Raw genomic sequence first — 17165 nt, 5'->3', positions numbered from 1 at the left:
TGCAAGTATTTTTGCTATAAAATGCCTATTTTTTAGTGGTTCAAATGGGGTTCTTTTTTTTATTTGACAAGGTTATTTTTGTAAATCGTAATTAAAAGTATTTTATCGTTTTTTAAATCTATATAATATGGAATGACATATTTCTTAAAGATAAAATCTCTTATGTTTTCATCATTAAAAAGAGTAGATTTTCGAAATTTATAAGGCATATTGTCAATACACAAAATAGCATCTTTTAAAGATTTTGAAAAATAATTTTTTGCACTCACACTATCTTTAGCAATAAAGGCTAAAATATTATTAAGTTCTTTTTTAAATTTATCACTTTCCACAATTTTCATTCACAGCCATTCGCTACCTAATGGAGTTACTGATAATTTTCCTTGTTTATAGTGTAATAAAGTTTCTTCAGCTTCTTTTTTTATTTCATCTATGGTTCGATTATCTTCATAATTATCCAAAGTAGCCTCTAAATCATTTTTAGAAATTTTAAAAATAGCTCCTGCATTTTTTGACAAACATTCTAAACTTTTTATAAAATCAATATCATCACTTGTAATGGTTATAGTGTGCATTATAATTTCCTTTTTAAAGTTATTAACATGATAATACCATTTTTTAATAATTTTTGCAAGTATTTATGCTATAAAATGCCTATTTTTAGGGGTTTGAAACGGATTTCTTTTTTATTTGACTTGGGAAAATGCAGACATATATAATATATTATTTTTTGTTATGGTTTTTAATAAAAAACACCATCAAAAAAATCCACATATAATCCGCTAGTCTATAATACCCATCAAATGCATCTTGGGAAAATCTTGCATGTGCTATTTTGTTTCTAGCATTAGAACCATCTTTACAAAACAATAGTCGCAATTCTTTTTATTAATTCATGAAGTGAAAATATATTTTCACATTTATTAAAATCAAGATTAAGCAAATTATTCACAATGCTATATTCTTTTTCTTTCATAGTTAAAACCTTTATAAAATTTTCTAAACTAAATAATTTTTAAAACATAGCAAGAATTATATTCAGGAATAGTTTAAAAATATTTTTTAAGATTTATCATGAATGTAGTTTTTATAAAATTAATTGCATTGATTGTCTTGATTTTATTAATATTAGATTTTTAATGATTTGTTTATTTTAATGTTTAATTATATCAAAAGCTTTTTTTTATATAATTAATATAGAAAGGCTTAATTTATTGGTGGCTGAAGGAATAAAGTGCTAGAAAAAATAAAATTGTATCTGGAAAACTATCGCATTCAAAAGGTATTGTTTGAATTATTAAATTTAGATTTAAAAGAACTAAACTATTCTTGGAATGATAATATTAATTGCTTCTCGTTTTCTGGGGGTATAATTAAGTTATTAAAGTTGAATGAATATTATATAAAATCTTCATTAGTATATATTAAAGATGGACAATGGCTACAAAAGCAAGATGATTTTATTGGTTTACTTAGCAATTTATTTAAACAAGATGAATATAAAGAAATAGATGATTTTGATTTAGGAGTTGTAAAATCAATTTCTTGCTCAAGATCTAACAACGAAACTAATTATTTTGCTAATATTAATTTATATGAATCTAATATAGATCCTAGAGATATAATTTATTTATTTGGTTTTGATACTTTTCGAGCATTAAATAAAAAGGGTGGATGGGATTTACAGTCATGTATTAAACATTTTCAAGAAGATAAAATTTTAGAATTCACTTATTATGAGTGGGCTGATTGGTATGAATGGAATAATCATAATGGTTCTCATCATTTTGCGGTTGCTTTATACCACTTAAGGAATAACCAAGATAAATATAAAGTTAAAGCTAGGATAAAAATAGAAAAATTAAATCAATATAATTTAAAAAAACTTTTAGAAGAGTATGAAATTTTTATAACCCATGAGGATAATATATATAAAATAAATTCTTTATTTAATCAAATTTTTACAGCACAAGATTATAAAAATTACAAATTAAATAATGATAAGACATATGCAATAGTTTTCAAAAAAAATAAAATAAATAATTTTATTTTAAATATACTAAATAAACTAGATTCAAAGTATTTCTTTTATTGGAATAGGGAATTAAAAAAGCATTCAAATCCAAAATAATGCAAACCAAAAGCCACGCCTCTTTCGGTTCAATGTTTTTTGTTACAATTGTATTAAGCTAAGACTAAGCGTGGTTTATTTATAATTATTTCGGTTTTTTAAGTGAGATAATCAACGAGTTTGATTATCTCGTTAATTAATTCTAAGACAAGAACTAAAAACTCAATGATCTTACTCATCATGCCTCCTTCTTATAACCGAAAGAGTAGCCATACTTAATACGCTTTAATTATAGTATTTTTAAATGAATTTTTATTATCTTGTATTGTTTTATTTTACAAAAATTTTGTTTTAGCCTATTCTTAATTGTTTATATGGTAAAATAGACTTATCTCAAAAGCCTATTTTATCAATGTTTTCACTTTCAAATGGTGTTTTTAACCCATTCAGATTCAACTATCGAAAGAACTCTTGCGGTTTTGTAAATATTATCATGCGGATTTAGTATAGTTCTCACAGCGTAATACTGCTCGTTTTTTACCTCCTCTTTTTCAACTACAACTATCGTATCAACTGATTCTTCTTGAAGTTTCAAAGGAATGTATAAAACTACCCTTTGCTTATAAGCTGCAGGAATAATCATCTTTTGAAGATTATAATTATCTTTGATGATTTTCAATTCACCATTAATAATGTGTCCTATGAACCTATCATTTAGTTTTTTCACAATTTCAGGTAATCGCTCTTTTCTCTCAAAAAGATGCAAATGATTTACTCTAAAATCTAATTTACTATCAAAAATGATTTCATTTTTGAATGTATCATAATCGCTTAAAGATTTAGGTATTTCTAAATCATCTAAAACTCTATCTCCATTAGAACAAAATTTTCTAAAAATGTATCCTCCATTTTCCTGCTTTTCAAAGTATGCAAATATTGGAAAAACACCTGTACTATACAAACCTGTATTGAAACATGCCTTTGTTTTGTCTTTATTATAAGTAATAATATCAGGATAGCTTTTATTTTCGTAAATGAACTCAAAATATTTAAATAGATAAGAAAATAAAATATTATTTCCGTTTCCCCAAAATTCTTTTTGAGCTATATTAGAAAGCTCTTGGAGTGTATTTAGAAAATTTGGAAAATAGGCAAATTGAAACAACAAAGGTTTCTCTTCAACTTTGTTTTGAATTTGATCACGATTTGAAGTCTTGTTTCTTGTGGTAGCTTTTTTAACATAAACTAAAGAAGGTTCGTTTTCATCTTTTTCAAGATCAAAGCCTGCTTCTATTAATGCCTTACTACAATTGATTTTTAAATCATATTTTCTTTTCAAATATTGACTGATATGTCCTGTAGTAACATGGTTAAATTTAGTTTTACTATCTTCATAGGCTTCTAAAATTAATTTTTCTATGTTTTTTTCCACGCTAAAAACCTAATTGTCTTCTAAACCTTTCAATAGTCCAAAAAGTATGTCAGAATCAACCGCTCCTTCAATAGGAGTGCCTATTACTTTTCCTGTTGGAGTTAAAATATAAGTTGTTGCGAGTTAATTACAAATCAACTAAATAAAATACATATATTACAAGTTGTTTTCAAGCAATATGTAATTTTTATTTCAACTTCACTACACTTTTACTACAATTTGAGTTCAACTTTATTACACTTTAACTACAAAAATGTGAAAATTTGCATGTTTTTTGAAGTAAAAGTGTAGTTAATATGTAGTTAATGTTATTTTTACTATAACTTGAGTGCAACTTTATTACAACTTAACTACAAAAAAGAGTTTATTTAAAATACTATTTTATAGGGTTTTTTTAATATTAATTTAATTTTTATTGTTGAAAAAATATACTAAAAAGTGTAATAAAAAATAAAATATCAATATTCAGGGCTTATTATGCTAAAACCCTTATTTTTAGGCTCTTTTGCTTTTTTGAAAAAAATGTAAAAAGTTGAGCCAATGGACATAATGCAATAATATAGCCTAAATATAGGCGTTTAAAGCTTATTGTTGTAGGCAAATTATGCTAATGTTTTACCGACATTTTGCGATTTGTAAAAAGCTTTTAAAATATCTATTTTGTAGGTTTTTAAGCATTATTGATAATCGAGTTATTGTGTAAGATTTTTGGCAAAAATAGACTTTAGAGCTAAAAACTGCAAAATTTTCTTCATGGCGTGTATTTTTGATTGTGCTTGATTTATAGCGATAATATGAGAGCTAGGGCTTATTTTAGAAGTTCTTGCGAATTTTCAAAAATGCTTTGCAGTTTTGAAATGGGCTGTGGTTTTTGTTTTGTGTTGCGATTTTTGTAGGTTTTTTGTGTTTTTTTGATTGCAAGTGGGTATCTTGAATGGATATAGGGTTTAAAATGACAGAATTAGCCTTTAAAAGGCTAAAATGATTTTTTTAATGGGTTTTCGTTTTAGGGTTATTTTTTTGATTTTTGGGCGTTTTTTGAAAGAATATCGATTAGTATTTCAAAATCTTGGATTCCTGATTTGGTAATTTTGAATTTGTCTTTGAGTATTAGAAACTGATAGGCTGAAACTATATCAAGCTTTGGGTATTTGGCTTGTAAATCGATAATGCTTTTATGGTTTTTTACTCTTTTTAGTTTGGCGGTGAAAGTGTTTTTAGTGGTGTTAATATGAGCAATAACAGCAGGTGTCATTTTGCTTTTGTTTTCATCTGTTTTGCCATAGATTGAGAGTATGAATGCTAGACAGCTAGTTATATTGACAAATAATTTGTCGTTTTTCTCTTTGTGGATTATTTTGTTTAGGTATATTTTGGTAAACCAAGTTTCTATGGCTTTGTGCATTTTATTTTTTTCGCTTGGGCGTGTATTAGTTTTAGACATAAGTTTTCTCCTGTGGTTTTAGTGCTTTATGAAATTAAACCGTATTTTTATTTAACTTGGGTTTTTTATATATCAGAGAAAGTTTATGCTAGAAATATGTTTAAAAAGTGGCAAAGATAGGGAGTAAATGAGAGAAAGAATGAGGCAATAAATGATGAAAATTATTCAATGAAATGTAGCGGATAAAGAAGGGGGAATAAATGAGGTGATAAAGGGCGAGAAGAAAGCTTTTCTATTTAAAAAAAAGGGGGGGGGGTGAAAACGGTTTAGCTTGGGTATAAAAATGGCAATATTATTAACGAAGTTAATGAATGTTGGGTACAAAAATTTTTTAGGTGCAATATTAAAAAAAAGACAAATCGCAATAAGCTATGCTATAAAGTCCCTAAAAATAGGTATTCTTTACTTTAGGTTAGGTATAAAAATGCCCTTGCTAAAGGCTAGACTTTTTAATGCTTAATTAAAACTATTTTTTGTCTTTTCGTGGGTTTGGATTTGGAGTATTTTTTAATTGAAAAATTTACAAAAATTTTAGAGTAAAGATAGGTAAAAAAATAAAAATAAAAATAAAAATAAAAATAAAAATAAAAAATGATAGATAAAAAAACAAAAAAATAAATCAAAATAAATATAGTTTTGCTGTAATTTTCTCTTTGAATTTTTGCTCGTGAAAAGTACAAGATAATTTTTTGTTTTTTTAAATCATTTAAAAAACAATATTTTTTATATGAAAATTCACAGAAAAAAAGATAAAATTTTAATACTAATTTTAATTAATTTTATTTTAAGTCTAAAATATATAGAGATAAAAGTGGTATAAAAAATACACTATTAAAAAAATACTTATTTTTTCACTTGTTTTTAATTGATTTTTATATCTAAAATATTTTTTCTCATAAAAACATGATTACTCGTTTATATGGATAGACTTTTCAAGCTTTCTTTCCAATTCTTTTTTCTTTTTTTCAATTGCTTCATCAAATCCTTTAAGCACTGAAAATGGAGCAAACTGTGCCACTCTTTTTTCTAATGGCATAAGAGGATATTTTGTAGATTTTTTGTATTTAATATTAATAATATCATCGTGGTTATTAGGCATTGTGTCCTCCTATTTGCGAATTAATTTTTAAGCCATTTTCAAGACTCGAGGCTTTAAAAATAGATTTTTTTCCATATTTGTGAACAATCGCGAGTCTAGCTTTTTGTAATTTCTCTTCTTTTATAAAATTTTTATTTTCCTTCTGTTCTAAGTCAGTAAAAAGACTGGGTTCTTTAATTTTTTTATCGTGTATTTTTTACAACATTATTAAGAGCAAGACTTATTTTTCTAATTAAAAAATCAGCATTAACTATTAAATCAAACAATTCTAAACCTTTATTGCAAATAGTTTCTAAGGAAGAGCTGTGGTAATCCAAATTGATTGTAGATCTTCCATAGGAATCTTTGCTCATTGGATCATTGTAGCTTTGTACCTTTTCTAAGCTTTCTTTATCATATTGTACATCTAAAACGATTTGATTGCATGTTAAATTTTGCTCAATTAGCTCAAGAACCATACGATTGACGATTTCTTTAAGTATATCTCTAGCTTTTTTAAAACTATAAGGCTTAGGCAAAACCTTAGCCATTACCTTAGAGATATGTTTGCTTTTATATTCTTTAATGGCTTGCATTGTACAGCTTTCAAACCCCCAAGCATGATCGATTAATAACTCAGCATTTACTCCAAAAATTTGATAAAGTTTATCCTCGTTATTAAGAGAGTATCTTGCTAAATCTCCCATATTGTTAATGCCTATGCTTTTTAGTTTTATTACATATCCTTTGGCCTATACGCCAAAAATCATTTATGGGCGTGTGTTGCCATATTTTCTTCTATAAAGCATTTCATCCAAATACCCTATGCAAAGTCCATCTTTATTAATATTTTGTTTTTTGGCTAATATATCCATTGCAATTTTTGCTAAGTAAAGATTTGTTCCTATTCCCGCAGTTGCTGTTATTTGAGTTGTTTTTAAAATTTCAAATAATATGTTTTCAATGAGTTTGTCAGCAGATAGCTTATAATGTTTGATATAAGGAGTTAAATCAATAAATACTTCATCAATGGAGTAAATATGAATGTCTTTTGGATCAAAATACTTTAAATAAATACTGTAGATTTTAGAACTATAGTCTATATATGTTGACATCCTAGGTTTTGCGACAATGTAATCAAGCTCTAAATTGGGATTATTTATTAGTTCAAGATGATTGTATGATTTTGCACTGAAATATTTAGCAATTTTTAAGCGCTCGCAATTGATTGTTTTTACTTTTTGTATTAGTTCAAATAGTCTTAATCTGCCTGATATATTATAAGATCTTAATGCGGGAGATACCGCAAGACATATTGTTTTTTCAGTTCTGCTTTCATCCGCAACTACAAGATTGGTATTTAGAGGATCTAATTTTCTTAAAATGCATTCAACAGAAACATAAAATGACTTAAGATCTATAGCTGCATATTTTTGCGTATTATCCATATTTTCACATTTGTATATAATAATTATTTTTTAATTGTATAAAAAGAATTTTAATAGACTAAGATTGTTAATTTTTAGTTCTTGTTTTGGAATTAATCAATAAAACAATCAAGCTTGTAGATTTTTTCATCTAAAAATTTTATCAAAAACCATGCCTTGTTTAAAATTACATAGTATTAAAAGAGGTTATTCAATATTATGCTTTTATATATTTAAATCGAGCGAGCAAAGTATACGAAAAGATTTATATCAAGTTTAATTTTAAATGATAAAATTTAAGCTGAAATAATGATAAAGTTTTTTGAAAATGCTGATTGTAATAAAAAGTTACATTAATATAGGCAAATGAAATTTTCTGCTATTTTTTTAATAATAATTGCTATTGATAAAATAAAAATCTGCCTTATTTTATATATGGAAAAATCTCAAAATCTTTATCACTCCTTTCATTTTTCGCTATTTAAAAAAATGGAACTGTTATAATAAGGATCTTGCTTTTTGTATAAATCATAAACCAAAATACCAATAAATTAAAAAAAGAAAGAGAAAATTAGTTGAAAAACAAATCGAGAATTAATTTTTAAAAAGACAGGAGAAACAATGAAAAAACTTAGAAAAATATAGAAAAGAAATATTTAAAGATGAAACTTCTGCTTACAGTAATACATAGCATTATGCCAAAAGATATAAAGGAATAAAATGAATGAAGTGCAATTTGACAGCTGGAACGAACGAAAAAAGAGCTTAAACAAAGTAAAATTAATCAGAAAAGTTAGTAAAAAAGATTTATTGGCTTAGCATTGGTTTAAATATCGGTGCTGAAGTTTATGGTAAAAATGAGTTTTTTACGCGTCCTGTTTTGGTAATAAATAGTTTTTATAATGGCACATTTTAGGCGTACCTTTAAGTTCTAAGACTAAAAACAAAAAAAGGCTTTTTATTTCACAAATTTAAGGACAATAAAGGCGCTTTACAAGTTGCACTTTTAGGACAAATGAGAGTTTTTGATACTACAAGGATAAAAACTTACATAGGAAAAATCAATGACGAATATTTTGAAATGATTAAAAATAAAATAGTAGAAAATATAATAAGCCCTGCACTAAGACAGGGAAACTCAAAAAATGAGCCAAATCCTTTCATTTCTGAAAAGTAATGAAAAAATTATTACTAAAAAATATTAATCTAAAATAAAGGATTAGCATGACAGAAGAGAAAGAAAATATTATTAAAGAAGTGTGTAAAGAGTTAAACATTACTCAAACTGAATTAGGAAGACAATTAGATGTCTCTGCTTCTACAATAAATACTTGGGCTAGTGGTAAAATTCCAACTTAGTGGATTATATTCTGCTGAAGAAATGGGTGTTGGAATGACTGAAACTAGCGATATTGTTATCGATATTGAAGCTTGCCAAAACAATACTCATGAAAACAAAAAGAAAGTTGATTTCTCACAAAACTTTTCACAATCAAACGCTACAACTTTTAGCGAAGATGAAAGACAAGTTTTGTTATCTTTGGGACTCGAAGTGAAAAATGAAGATGGTTATTATTGGATTGTAGGAAATACCTATGGTTTAAATGAAAAAATCAAGCAATTAGGTTATAGATTTCACTCTGAGAAAAAAACATGGTGGAAGCAAATTGGAAATGTAACCTAAGAACGCACATGAAAAATATGTTATAATTTAGGAGTTAAGCATGCAAGGATATGACATGAAAAAAGAAATTACACTCAATGAGAGCTTTAAAGCATTATTGGAAAGTATTTTTTCAGATACTGATCAAGCTAAAAACTCATTCAAGCTTTTGAAGAATTTGCTAATGATAGAGCAACAACGCAAAGGCTTAATTTTGAGAATTTAAAGCAAGAAGCCATTGAGCAAATAAGAAATGAGTTGGTTAGCAAGGATTTATTCCAATCTGAGATTAAAAGACTTGAAGCCGAAATCAAACTATCGGTAAGTTTATTAAAGCAACAAGGAATCTATTGGCTTATAGGAGCTTGTGTTGTTAGCATTGCCACTATAATTTCAAGTGTTTGGGCAATAATGGACTTTATGGTAGAACACTTAAAAAATAATACTCTCGCACTAGAAACAATCTAGTGTAACTTAACCCTAAGGTGGGATATTTTATCCCTTGACTTTTAGCATTTTTTTGTTATAAGATAAGGAGAAAAAAGAAAGATTTTTTCAAAAAAATAGTAATATTTACAAAAATACCCACAAAAGCAATCTTAAGATTCATGGAATCTATTGGCATAGGATTGTTTATAAATACAGGCGATAGTAGAGCTTTTATTATTCTCATCGAAAGTTTGCTAATTTTAACGGTAGTTGCATTATCATCAATCTTTCTTAAAGATTGAACTTTTTTTGAAAAAAGGAGAAAAAATGGATGGTTATAATATAGCTATTTTAATTGGTGCTATCACTCTCGTTTTGGCACATTGGTTTTAGTAGCTCATTATCTCAATGATAAACACACTAACGAAAGTAAAAGTTAAAAACCTTATTGTCTTAGAAATGATTTAAAGATAGACAAAATTAAATCAAAAATTGTAGGCTGTAAAATAAACATTAAAGCAGCAAGAATAATTACATATGTTCTAACTTCTCTTTTAAAACTATCTAGTTTGTTTTCAAGCTTATCAAATCTAGCATTCAAAAGATCTATAGTTGGTAATTTAGAAATGGCTTCTTTAAATTCTCTAAAAGATTTGTCTTTTATTTCTTGAGAATTTATTTGGCTTTCTTTAGCAAATTCGTTAAGAGCTTTAATGAAATTTTCTTCAGTTTGATCTTTAAAATAGATAGAAAATAAAGCTTTTACACCTTCTGAAATATAATAATTTTTCATATTTATACAACCTTTTTTTAATTATAACATAGCAAATTTAAAAATGCAGTTTTTATAAAAATAAATAGAAATTTGTTTTGATTATATTTTACTCAATATTTTTTATTACATCTATGGTTAGTGAATATAATTAATAATTTTTATAAGGGTATTTTTTGCTTCTTTGTTTTTATTCTTCTTTTTAAAAGCTATATCACAACACTTTATATTCTAAGCTTTTTAAAGTACTCAAATAAGATTATTATAATAAATAATAAAAAATCAATTTCTTATTATTTTCATTTTATTTTTTTCTTTTTTTGTTATAATTTATATGTTAAAATAACATATTACAAAGGAAACAATATGGATTTATCTCATTCATTAGGACAATATATTATTTTAGCTTTTGCAATAGCCGTAGCCATATTTGTTACATTTTATGACTTTGATAAAAAAGATCATCAACATAATATAAAAAAATAATATCCTTAATATTTATAAAAATTAAAAAAGATTTTAAGTCATTCTAAAAATAAAAATTTATACTATTTTTTAAAGGATTGCTATGCAAAAAAATATATAAGATTATATTATTGATGTTCATTCTTGCGATCCCCATTCATCAAATGCTTATAAACAAGATTTATTCGATGTTTTAAATGAAGATTTTACCAAAGAATATGAATTCATAGATAGTCCTACTTTAGATGATATGGTAAAACACAAACAAAGTGATGAAGTTTTTAAAGTGTTTTATAAAAAAGATGATAAAATAAGATTGCTTAGAGTTAGCAATATGCAAGCTTTAAATCGTTTTGATCATCTTAAAGGTGTAATGCAAAAATAAATTTTAGATAGTGGTTTAAACCTGATAAATAAAAAGGATTAATATGTGTAAAGATCATGAATATATAGAGCAAAGAAAGGTTTTATGGGAAAAAAGTTTTGAAGCCTTTAAAGATGATAAAGTGCATCAAAAAGAACAGCTTGAACTTGCAGAAGCAGGAATTAATGATGGTTTAGAGGAGGATTAATTATATAATTAGCCATATATTTTATATTAGTTTTTTTAAAAAACCGTTTTTACTATATTCTTTAATCTTTTGTATTGTATTTTGATTGTCTTATTTATGTAATTTTATATATAAAAAAAGTTTTTTCCAATTTTACAACAAAATCCTTTATGGTATAATAAAAATAAAAATTATATAAGAAAGGATATAAATGGCTATAAAAATTGAAATTAGTGGATTTGATAAGGATTTTTTACCTGTTTTTGAGAGTTTAGCTAAAAGCCTAAAAGCTACTTATTGTTTGTTAGAATGTGATACTCCAGAAGAGAAAAAACAAAGTTCTATGAAAAAGGCTTTAGAAGAAATGAAAAATGGAGAGCATGAAACTTTTAAAAATTTTGATAAAATAGACTTATCTCAAAAGCCTATTTTATCAATGTTTTTTCTTATTTTTTGAGCAAAAACTTACGTATACTCTTTTTTCATTTTTTGTTTCTTTAACTTCTCAAAAAATTTGTGCCTCATTAAAACTTGGAAATACATTATTTTTTCTTCCTGTGCAACTTTTAAACGCACATTTCTGTAAACTCTCTCAACCATATATTCCTCAAATAGAGTGGCAATAATTTCTATGCTATAATAGCGAATGTTTCCTTTCTTAGTTATTCTGTGCAACAAAACATTATTCATAAAAAACCTAATTAAAAATTATTTATTTTATTCAAAAAATCATTTTTAAACATTTTTTCTATAGCAAGCTTAATCATTTGATTAATTTTCTCATTTTCTTTAGCTACATTAGAAATTTCATCCTTGTAAGCAGGAATCATCATTTCTATCATTTTTAATGTTTTTTCATCAAATAATACTCTTTTTGGAATTAATATTTCATTTTTTTGAATATTTTCATTATTTATTGTATTTTTTTCCATTTTTATCCTTTATTTGTTAAAATATATAAATTATACCATAATATTAATAAAAAATTGTATAAATATACAAATAATGCAAAAATATAAATATTTTTATGATATAATTTAAAATATATAACATAATATTTAATTATGTTATAAAAAAAGGATATAAATAAAATGAAACTTAAAAATACTACAATAAGTGAAGATTTAGAGCGTTGGATAGAAGCTTATTTGAAACATATTCAAGCATTATCCTATTCAAATAATACTTTTTTACTTTATAGGCGTATTTTACTAGAATTTGTAGAATATTCTTTAGATTATCAAGATGAAATGCAAATAAACGATATAAAAACGACTTTTTTAGTCAATTTTCTTAATTATTTAGAAAATAATTCAAAAAATGGCAATAAACTATCAAAAAAAACAAAAATAACTTATTTGAGAGTATTAACTAGCTTTTTTTCTTTTATAAGCGATAATAATGATGATTTGTTTGTTTTTTCCTTTGATATGAAGAAAATTAGATTTAGAACAGAAAAATCAGAAGAAAAATTAAATTATCTTAATGAAAATGAAATTATAAGGCTAAATAATGTTTTAGAGAAAGAAAAAGCAAAAAAAGAAGTTTACAATAGTTTTAGAAACTCTTTGCTGATAAAACTTATGCTTTATGGAGGACTTAGAATTTCTGAAGCTTTAAATGTAAAACTTTGTGATTTTGAAGAGGTTGATGATGAAATATTAAAAATATCCATAATAGGCAAGGGCGGTAAAGAACAATTTGCATTTATTAAAAAAGAAGAAGTAGATGATGAGCTTGAATATTTTAAAGAAAATATCCAAGATAGTGATTACATAATGCAAACTAGCACAGGAAAACATTTAAATAGAAGTAATGCTTTTTTGATTGTAAATAATATTTACGCTAAAGCTTTGATCAGCAAAAAAGGACTTCATTTGCTTAGACACACTTTAGCCATGAGATTAACAGCTAAAGGAACAAATCTTGTGGTCATACAAAAAATTCTAAGACATGCAAATCTAAATACTACTACTATATATGCCAAAGCAACAAATGATACAGTAAAAGCTGCGTTATTGAATAGTTAATTTTTCTAAAATTGATTATTTACATAGACTTCTTTTTGAAGTCTATGCTGTGAATCTTTCTAATAAAAGTTTAGGTTCTCCGCCAAGTATTTTGATGAAATTTGCATTCTAGATTGTATTATTTCTACGGAATACATACCTCCTAAACCGCCTAAAGCATAAAACAATTCTTCGAAAATGTCTTCTTTGTTAAATTCAAGTTCTTCTATATCAATAAGATCAGGAGTTCGGCTACATTTTTGTAAATTTTGATATATTTTGACTAAAATCTTGATTTTTTGTAGATTATTTTCAGCCTCTAAATAAGAATTTAAGTGTATTATTAGGGTTTTTATGAGTTTTTCTCTATTTTCTTTATTTTCAAAAAACTCAACCCCCCCCCCGCCGAGTGAATGCTTCTTTTAAATATTTGTTTTTCATATTATTCCTTTTAATTTGTCGATATAATCACTCCAATATTGCATTAAGAGTTTTCTATCATTTAGTCTTAAGCTTCTATTATAAGTAGCTTTAACATTATTTCTTTCTCGATGATCTAAGCATAACTCTATAACTTCGCTATCTTGTCCATGCAAATTTTTAAACTCATAAAGCAAGGTTGAAGCTGTTGTTCTAAAACCATGAAAAACCATTTCATCGCCAAAGCCTAATCTTTTGATGGCTTGATTTAATGTGTTTTCACTCATAGTTTTGGATTTGCTTATATCACTTGGAAAAACATATTTTGAATTGTGGAATGAAAAAGGTTTGATAAATTCAAACAACTTGATTACGCTCTTATTTAGTGGTATAATAAAATCTTCACCCCCTTTCATTTTGTTTGGAGGTATAATTATTTTTAAGTTTTTGAAATCTATTTCACTCCATTCTAAATTTCTGATATTAGCACTTCTTAAAAACAAATATGGGCTGATTTGCAAGGCTACTTTTGTGAATATATTTCCATTATAATTTTCTATTGCTAATAGCAACTCCTTAAATCTTTCTTCTTTTGTAATAGCTCTAAGATTTTGTTTTTTAGGGGAGCCGTAAAGAGCTTTCACGTCTAAAGTTAAAATATTGCTATTTTCTATATATTCTTTATTTATGGCATACAGTATAATTCTTTTAAAGGCTTGAGAAATCTTTTTATAGTTTCAAGCTTTCCCTCTGCTTGTAGTTTATCATATATTGCAATAATATCCTGTCTTGTTAAGGTTGTAATATCTTTATCTCCTAGTTTTGAGATAATATGGATATCTACTCTATGTGGAGTATTATAATTAGATTTTTCTTTATAAAAATTTTCAACCCACTCTTTAAAAACTTCTTTTAGGGTTTTTGATTTTTTTATATCTTCTTTTTGAATTTGTTCCTTGGGATCAATTTTTTCAGTTAACATATTATTAAAAATATTTGCTTTTTCTCTTGCACTTGACAGTGTGGTTGTTGGGTATTTTCCTATTTTAATACTTTGTATTTTTTTGTTTAGCCTATATCTAAAATAAAAAAGATAATAGTACCTTTTAGCGAATCTTTTGCTTCGATGTAGAGATTTTTTGTGTATGCATCTTTAATATATGTTCTTTTTTTACAATTAAAGTTTTAAGTTGCTTATCATTAACAATAATCATTTTTAATATTCCTATGTTAAAAAGTATATGTTATTTTTGAATTTTAAAATTTAACATATACTATAACATATACTTTTAAAATTGTCAAAATTGATTATTTGAGATTATTTGAGAAGCTTTCAAACATTGCTATATCATGCTTTAGATTATTTAAGAAAAGAAGTGATGGTGCGCTCAAGAGGATTTGAACCTCTGGCCTTTTGAACCGCAATCAAATGCTCTATCCAGCTGAGCTATGAGCGCAAAAATAAGTTAAAATTATATATAAATATTCTTAAAATAAGCAAAATTTTGCTTATTTTGTTTGTTTTTTAGCTTTTTTACCTTCATCTAAATCAAATTCTTTGGTCTTTTTTGAATGATAAAATATAAAACCCACAATCAAAATACAGCAAATCAAAGAAAAAATATAAAGTGTACCATAAGGGCTATCTTTGAAAAAAAGATTATTAGTATTCATTCCAAAAAATCCTACGATCAAATTTAAAGGTAAGAAAATAGAAGAAAGTATACTTAAAAGATAAATACTTTTATTCATTTTTTCATTTTTAATTGCACTTGTTAATGTATAAAGAGTATCAACTCTTGCTAGATGTTCTTTGGTGTTTTTACTTAAGATGCCGATGGATAAATTTAAAATTTTTAAATGTTTTTTGTATTGTGCTTGTTCACTAAGCAAAAGATTAAAAGCTTCGCTTAGAAGATTAATTTGCTTTAGATTTTTGTTGATTTTTTGTCTTAACACAAAGGATTTTTTGTAAAAATTTTTAACAAAACCACCTTTTAAGATAATACTTTCTTTGTGTTCTAAAAGGTTTTGAAAATGAGTATTTTGTACTTTAAAATCTTCTAAAATGGATTTAATAAAATTTGAAAATTCTTCTATGCTAGAAAGCTTAAATTCTTCATCTTGAAGTTTATAAATTTTTTCATCGTTAAAAAGCCAAGTTTCCAAATTTAATCCCACATAAACAAAAATTTTTTGTCCATAAATTTCACTATAGAAAGTTTCTAAATTCTTTGCTTGCATGATTTTTTTTAGATTTTCGTGTAGCTCTAGCATTTTATTTGCCTCTTAAGTGATAAAAATTTCTTTTAAATTGCGTAAAAGAATTGTTTAAAATTGCTTCACGCATCTTTCTTGCAAGTTCAAGATAATAATGTAGATTGTGTAAACTTGCCAAACGAAAAAAAGTAAGTTCTTTAGCTTTAAAAAGATGGTTTAAATAACCCCTTGAAAAATTACGACAAGTATAACATGAGCAAGTAGGATCTATGGCTTCATGATCGTTGATAAATTCTGCTTTTTTGATATTAAATTTTCCAAAACTTGTGAAAAATGTTCCATTTCTTGCATTTCTAGTTGGCATCACGCAATCAAACATATCTACCCCTCGCTCAACATTTTCTACTAAATCTTCAGGCGTTCCTACGCCCATTAAATATCTTGGACGATTTTCATCTAGATAAGGGTTTAAGTTTTGCACTGTTTCATACATCAAGGCGTTTTCTTCACCCACGCTAAGCCCACCTATAGCTAAACCATCAAATGGCATTTCGTTTAAACTTAAAGTACAACGCTTTCTTTCTTCATAATCTGTACCACCTTGGATAATACCAAAAATATTTTGCCCTATACCTATACCTTTATTTTGCATATTTTTATGATAAGTAATAGCCTCTTTTGCCCAAAGTATAGTGCGATCAACAGAAATTTTAACCCTTTCTTTGGTTGCAGGTAGGGCTACTAAATCATCTAAAATCATCATAATATCAGAGTTAAAATCATATTGGGTATCTAAAACACTTTTTGGAGTAAAAAGATGACGACTTCCATCAATGTGACTTTTAAATTCTATGCCTTCATTAAAATGTTTGGAATTTTTACTTAAAGAAAAAGCTTGAAAACCACCACTATCGGTTAAAAAACTTCTATCAAATTTCGTAAATCCATGTAAACCTCCAAAATCTTTTACCACTTTGGAAGTTGGACGCAAGTACATGTGATAGGTATTTGCTAAAATAATTTTTGCATCAAGCTCATTTTTCATATCATTAGCATCAAGACTTTTAACCGCTCCTACTGTGCCAACAGGCATAAAAACAGGGGTTAAAAAAGTGCTGTGTGCGGTAGTGATTTCACAAACCCTTGCCATTCCATCTTTATGCTTTAATTTAAATTCCATTTGT

Annotated in this window: 23 protein-coding genes, 1 tRNA gene and 2 pseudogenes; 9 read left to right on the top strand and 17 right to left on the bottom strand. The window is 26.0% G+C overall.

Annotation, left to right across the window (positions count from 1 at the left end):
- Positions 1 to 59: 59 nt before the first annotated feature.
- Together AT682_RS04970 and AT682_RS04965 are read right to left on the bottom strand one after the other, a co-directional pair.
- Positions 60 to 341: a type II toxin-antitoxin system RelE/ParE family toxin gene (locus AT682_RS04970; RefSeq protein ID WP_002883551.1), complete on the bottom strand. Its 282-nt coding sequence runs from the start codon at positions 339 to 341 to the stop codon at positions 60 to 62.
- Positions 342 to 575, bottom strand: coding sequence for a hypothetical protein (locus AT682_RS04965; RefSeq protein ID WP_002883553.1), 234 nt, complete (start codon positions 573 to 575; stop codon positions 342 to 344).
- A gap of 659 nt (positions 576 to 1234) precedes the next feature.
- Here AT682_RS04965 and AT682_RS04960 point away from each other — a divergent pair.
- Positions 1235 to 2131 (top strand): DUF6685 family protein, encoded by an 897-nt coding sequence (locus tag AT682_RS04960; protein ID WP_002883326.1) that lies wholly within the window; start codon positions 1235 to 1237, stop codon positions 2129 to 2131.
- Between the two features lie 364 nt (positions 2132 to 2495).
- Here AT682_RS04960 and AT682_RS04955 read toward each other — a convergent pair whose 3' ends face one another.
- From AT682_RS04955 to AT682_RS09825, 5 genes are all read right to left on the bottom strand, one after another.
- Positions 2496 to 3503 (bottom strand): DUF3825 domain-containing protein, encoded by a 1008-nt coding sequence (locus tag AT682_RS04955; protein WP_002883804.1) that lies wholly within the window; start codon positions 3501 to 3503, stop codon positions 2496 to 2498.
- A gap of 1012 nt (positions 3504 to 4515) precedes the next feature.
- Positions 4516 to 4947 (bottom strand): TNF domain-containing protein, encoded by a 432-nt coding sequence (locus tag AT682_RS04950; protein ID WP_002883811.1) that lies wholly within the window; start codon positions 4945 to 4947, stop codon positions 4516 to 4518.
- A gap of 907 nt (positions 4948 to 5854) precedes the next feature.
- Positions 5855 to 6046: a hypothetical protein gene (locus tag AT682_RS04945; protein ID WP_002883107.1), complete on the bottom strand. Its 192-nt coding sequence runs from the start codon at positions 6044 to 6046 to the stop codon at positions 5855 to 5857.
- A gap of 182 nt (positions 6047 to 6228) precedes the next feature.
- Positions 6229 to 6732, bottom strand: a complete 504-nt coding sequence (locus AT682_RS09830; protein WP_107702118.1) for a DinB/UmuC family translesion DNA polymerase — start codon at positions 6730 to 6732, stop codon at positions 6229 to 6231.
- Between the two features lie 63 nt (positions 6733 to 6795).
- Complete coding sequence (locus AT682_RS09825; protein WP_224397708.1) at positions 6796 to 7473, bottom strand: Y-family DNA polymerase; 678 nt, start codon at positions 7471 to 7473, stop codon at positions 6796 to 6798.
- A 994-nt stretch (positions 7474 to 8467) separates the two neighbouring features.
- On the opposite strand from AT682_RS09825, the gene AT682_RS09555 reads away from it, so the two are divergent.
- The 4 genes from AT682_RS09555 to AT682_RS09820 are packed head-to-tail and all read left to right on the top strand — an operon-like array spanning position 8468 to position 9341.
- The gene (locus tag AT682_RS09555; protein ID WP_002883106.1) at positions 8468 to 8629 is read left to right on the top strand and encodes a hypothetical protein; all 162 of its coding nucleotides are present in this window, start codon (positions 8468 to 8470) and stop codon (positions 8627 to 8629) included.
- Between the two features lie 47 nt (positions 8630 to 8676).
- The gene (locus AT682_RS04935; RefSeq protein WP_002813602.1) at positions 8677 to 8811 is read left to right on the top strand and encodes a helix-turn-helix transcriptional regulator; all 135 of its coding nucleotides are present in this window, start codon (positions 8677 to 8679) and stop codon (positions 8809 to 8811) included.
- Positions 8812 to 8845: 34 nt separating this feature from the next.
- Positions 8846 to 9136, top strand: a complete 291-nt coding sequence (locus AT682_RS04930) for a hypothetical protein (RefSeq protein WP_002883101.1) — start codon at positions 8846 to 8848, stop codon at positions 9134 to 9136.
- 55 nt (positions 9137 to 9191) lie between these two features.
- Positions 9192 to 9341 (top strand): hypothetical protein, encoded by a 150-nt coding sequence (locus AT682_RS09820; protein WP_016818168.1) that lies wholly within the window; start codon positions 9192 to 9194, stop codon positions 9339 to 9341.
- Positions 9342 to 9989: 648 nt separating this feature from the next.
- Here AT682_RS09820 and AT682_RS04920 read toward each other — a convergent pair.
- Entirely contained in the window at positions 9990 to 10337 is a 348-nt protein-coding gene (locus tag AT682_RS04920; protein ID WP_002883098.1) for a hypothetical protein, read from the bottom strand.
- Positions 10338 to 11031: 694 nt separating this feature from the next.
- Here AT682_RS04920 and AT682_RS09815 point away from each other — a divergent pair.
- The 3 genes from AT682_RS09815 (at position 11032) to AT682_RS04915 (ending at position 11789) form a co-directional block, all read left to right on the top strand.
- Complete coding sequence (locus tag AT682_RS09815; protein WP_002883097.1) at positions 11032 to 11166, top strand: hypothetical protein; 135 nt, start codon at positions 11032 to 11034, stop codon at positions 11164 to 11166.
- Between the two features lie 43 nt (positions 11167 to 11209).
- On the top strand, positions 11210 to 11353 hold the full coding sequence (locus tag AT682_RS09545) for a hypothetical protein (RefSeq protein ID WP_002883096.1): 144 nt from the start codon (positions 11210 to 11212) through the stop codon (positions 11351 to 11353).
- A gap of 190 nt (positions 11354 to 11543) precedes the next feature.
- Positions 11544 to 11789: a hypothetical protein gene (locus AT682_RS04915; RefSeq protein ID WP_016818169.1), complete on the top strand. Its 246-nt coding sequence runs from the start codon at positions 11544 to 11546 to the stop codon at positions 11787 to 11789.
- 8 nt (positions 11790 to 11797) lie between these two features.
- On the opposite strand, the gene AT682_RS04910 is transcribed toward AT682_RS04915, so the two are convergent.
- Together AT682_RS04910 and AT682_RS04905 are read right to left on the bottom strand one after the other, a co-directional pair.
- A complete protein-coding gene (locus tag AT682_RS04910) occupies positions 11798 to 12022 on the bottom strand; it encodes a hypothetical protein (protein WP_002884009.1) in 225 nt (74 codons plus the stop codon).
- 11 nt (positions 12023 to 12033) lie between these two features.
- Positions 12034 to 12264 carry a hypothetical protein gene (locus AT682_RS04905; RefSeq protein WP_002834760.1) on the bottom strand — a complete coding sequence of 77 codons (231 nt, stop codon included), beginning with the start codon at positions 12262 to 12264 and terminating at the stop codon, positions 12034 to 12036.
- 159 nt (positions 12265 to 12423) lie between these two features.
- On the opposite strand from AT682_RS04905, the gene AT682_RS04900 reads away from it, so the two are divergent.
- On the top strand, positions 12424 to 13362 hold the full coding sequence (locus AT682_RS04900; protein ID WP_002882485.1) for a tyrosine-type recombinase/integrase: 939 nt from the start codon (positions 12424 to 12426) through the stop codon (positions 13360 to 13362).
- A 42-nt stretch (positions 13363 to 13404) separates the two neighbouring features.
- Here the strand turns inward: AT682_RS04900 and AT682_RS10005 are convergent.
- The 7 genes and pseudogenes from AT682_RS10005 to tgt form a co-directional block, all read right to left on the bottom strand.
- Positions 13405 to 13782 (bottom strand): annotated as a pseudogene (locus AT682_RS10005) (hypothetical protein).
- A complete protein-coding gene (locus AT682_RS09810; protein ID WP_002882487.1) occupies positions 13779 to 14405 on the bottom strand; it encodes a tyrosine-type recombinase/integrase in 627 nt (208 codons plus the stop codon). The pseudogene AT682_RS10005 and the gene AT682_RS09810 overlap by 4 nt, the downstream one beginning before the upstream one ends.
- A gap of 41 nt (positions 14406 to 14446) precedes the next feature.
- The gene (locus tag AT682_RS09805) at positions 14447 to 14743 is read right to left on the bottom strand and encodes a tyrosine-type recombinase/integrase (RefSeq protein ID WP_002882488.1); all 297 of its coding nucleotides are present in this window, start codon (positions 14741 to 14743) and stop codon (positions 14447 to 14449) included.
- A gap of 18 nt (positions 14744 to 14761) precedes the next feature.
- Positions 14762 to 14806 (bottom strand): annotated as a pseudogene (locus AT682_RS09800) (hypothetical protein); the annotation flags it as partial.
- 335 nt (positions 14807 to 15141) lie between these two features.
- Positions 15142 to 15218: transfer RNA gene (locus AT682_RS04890), tRNA-Arg, on the bottom strand.
- Positions 15219 to 15270: 52 nt separating this feature from the next.
- On the bottom strand, positions 15271 to 16038 hold the full coding sequence (locus AT682_RS04885) for a magnesium transporter CorA family protein (protein ID WP_002883022.1): 768 nt from the start codon (positions 16036 to 16038) through the stop codon (positions 15271 to 15273).
- Position 16039: 1 nt separating this feature from the next.
- Positions 16040 to 17161, bottom strand: a complete 1122-nt coding sequence (gene tgt, locus AT682_RS04880; RefSeq protein ID WP_002883020.1) for a tRNA guanosine(34) transglycosylase Tgt — start codon at positions 17159 to 17161, stop codon at positions 16040 to 16042.
- Positions 17162 to 17165: the final 4 nt, after the last annotated feature.

The sequence above is a fragment of the Campylobacter jejuni genome (genome assembly GCF_001457695.1).
Lineage (GTDB): Bacteria > Campylobacterota > Campylobacteria > Campylobacterales > Campylobacteraceae > Campylobacter_D > Campylobacter_D jejuni.
This window is presented reverse-complemented; position numbering and strand designations above follow the sequence as displayed.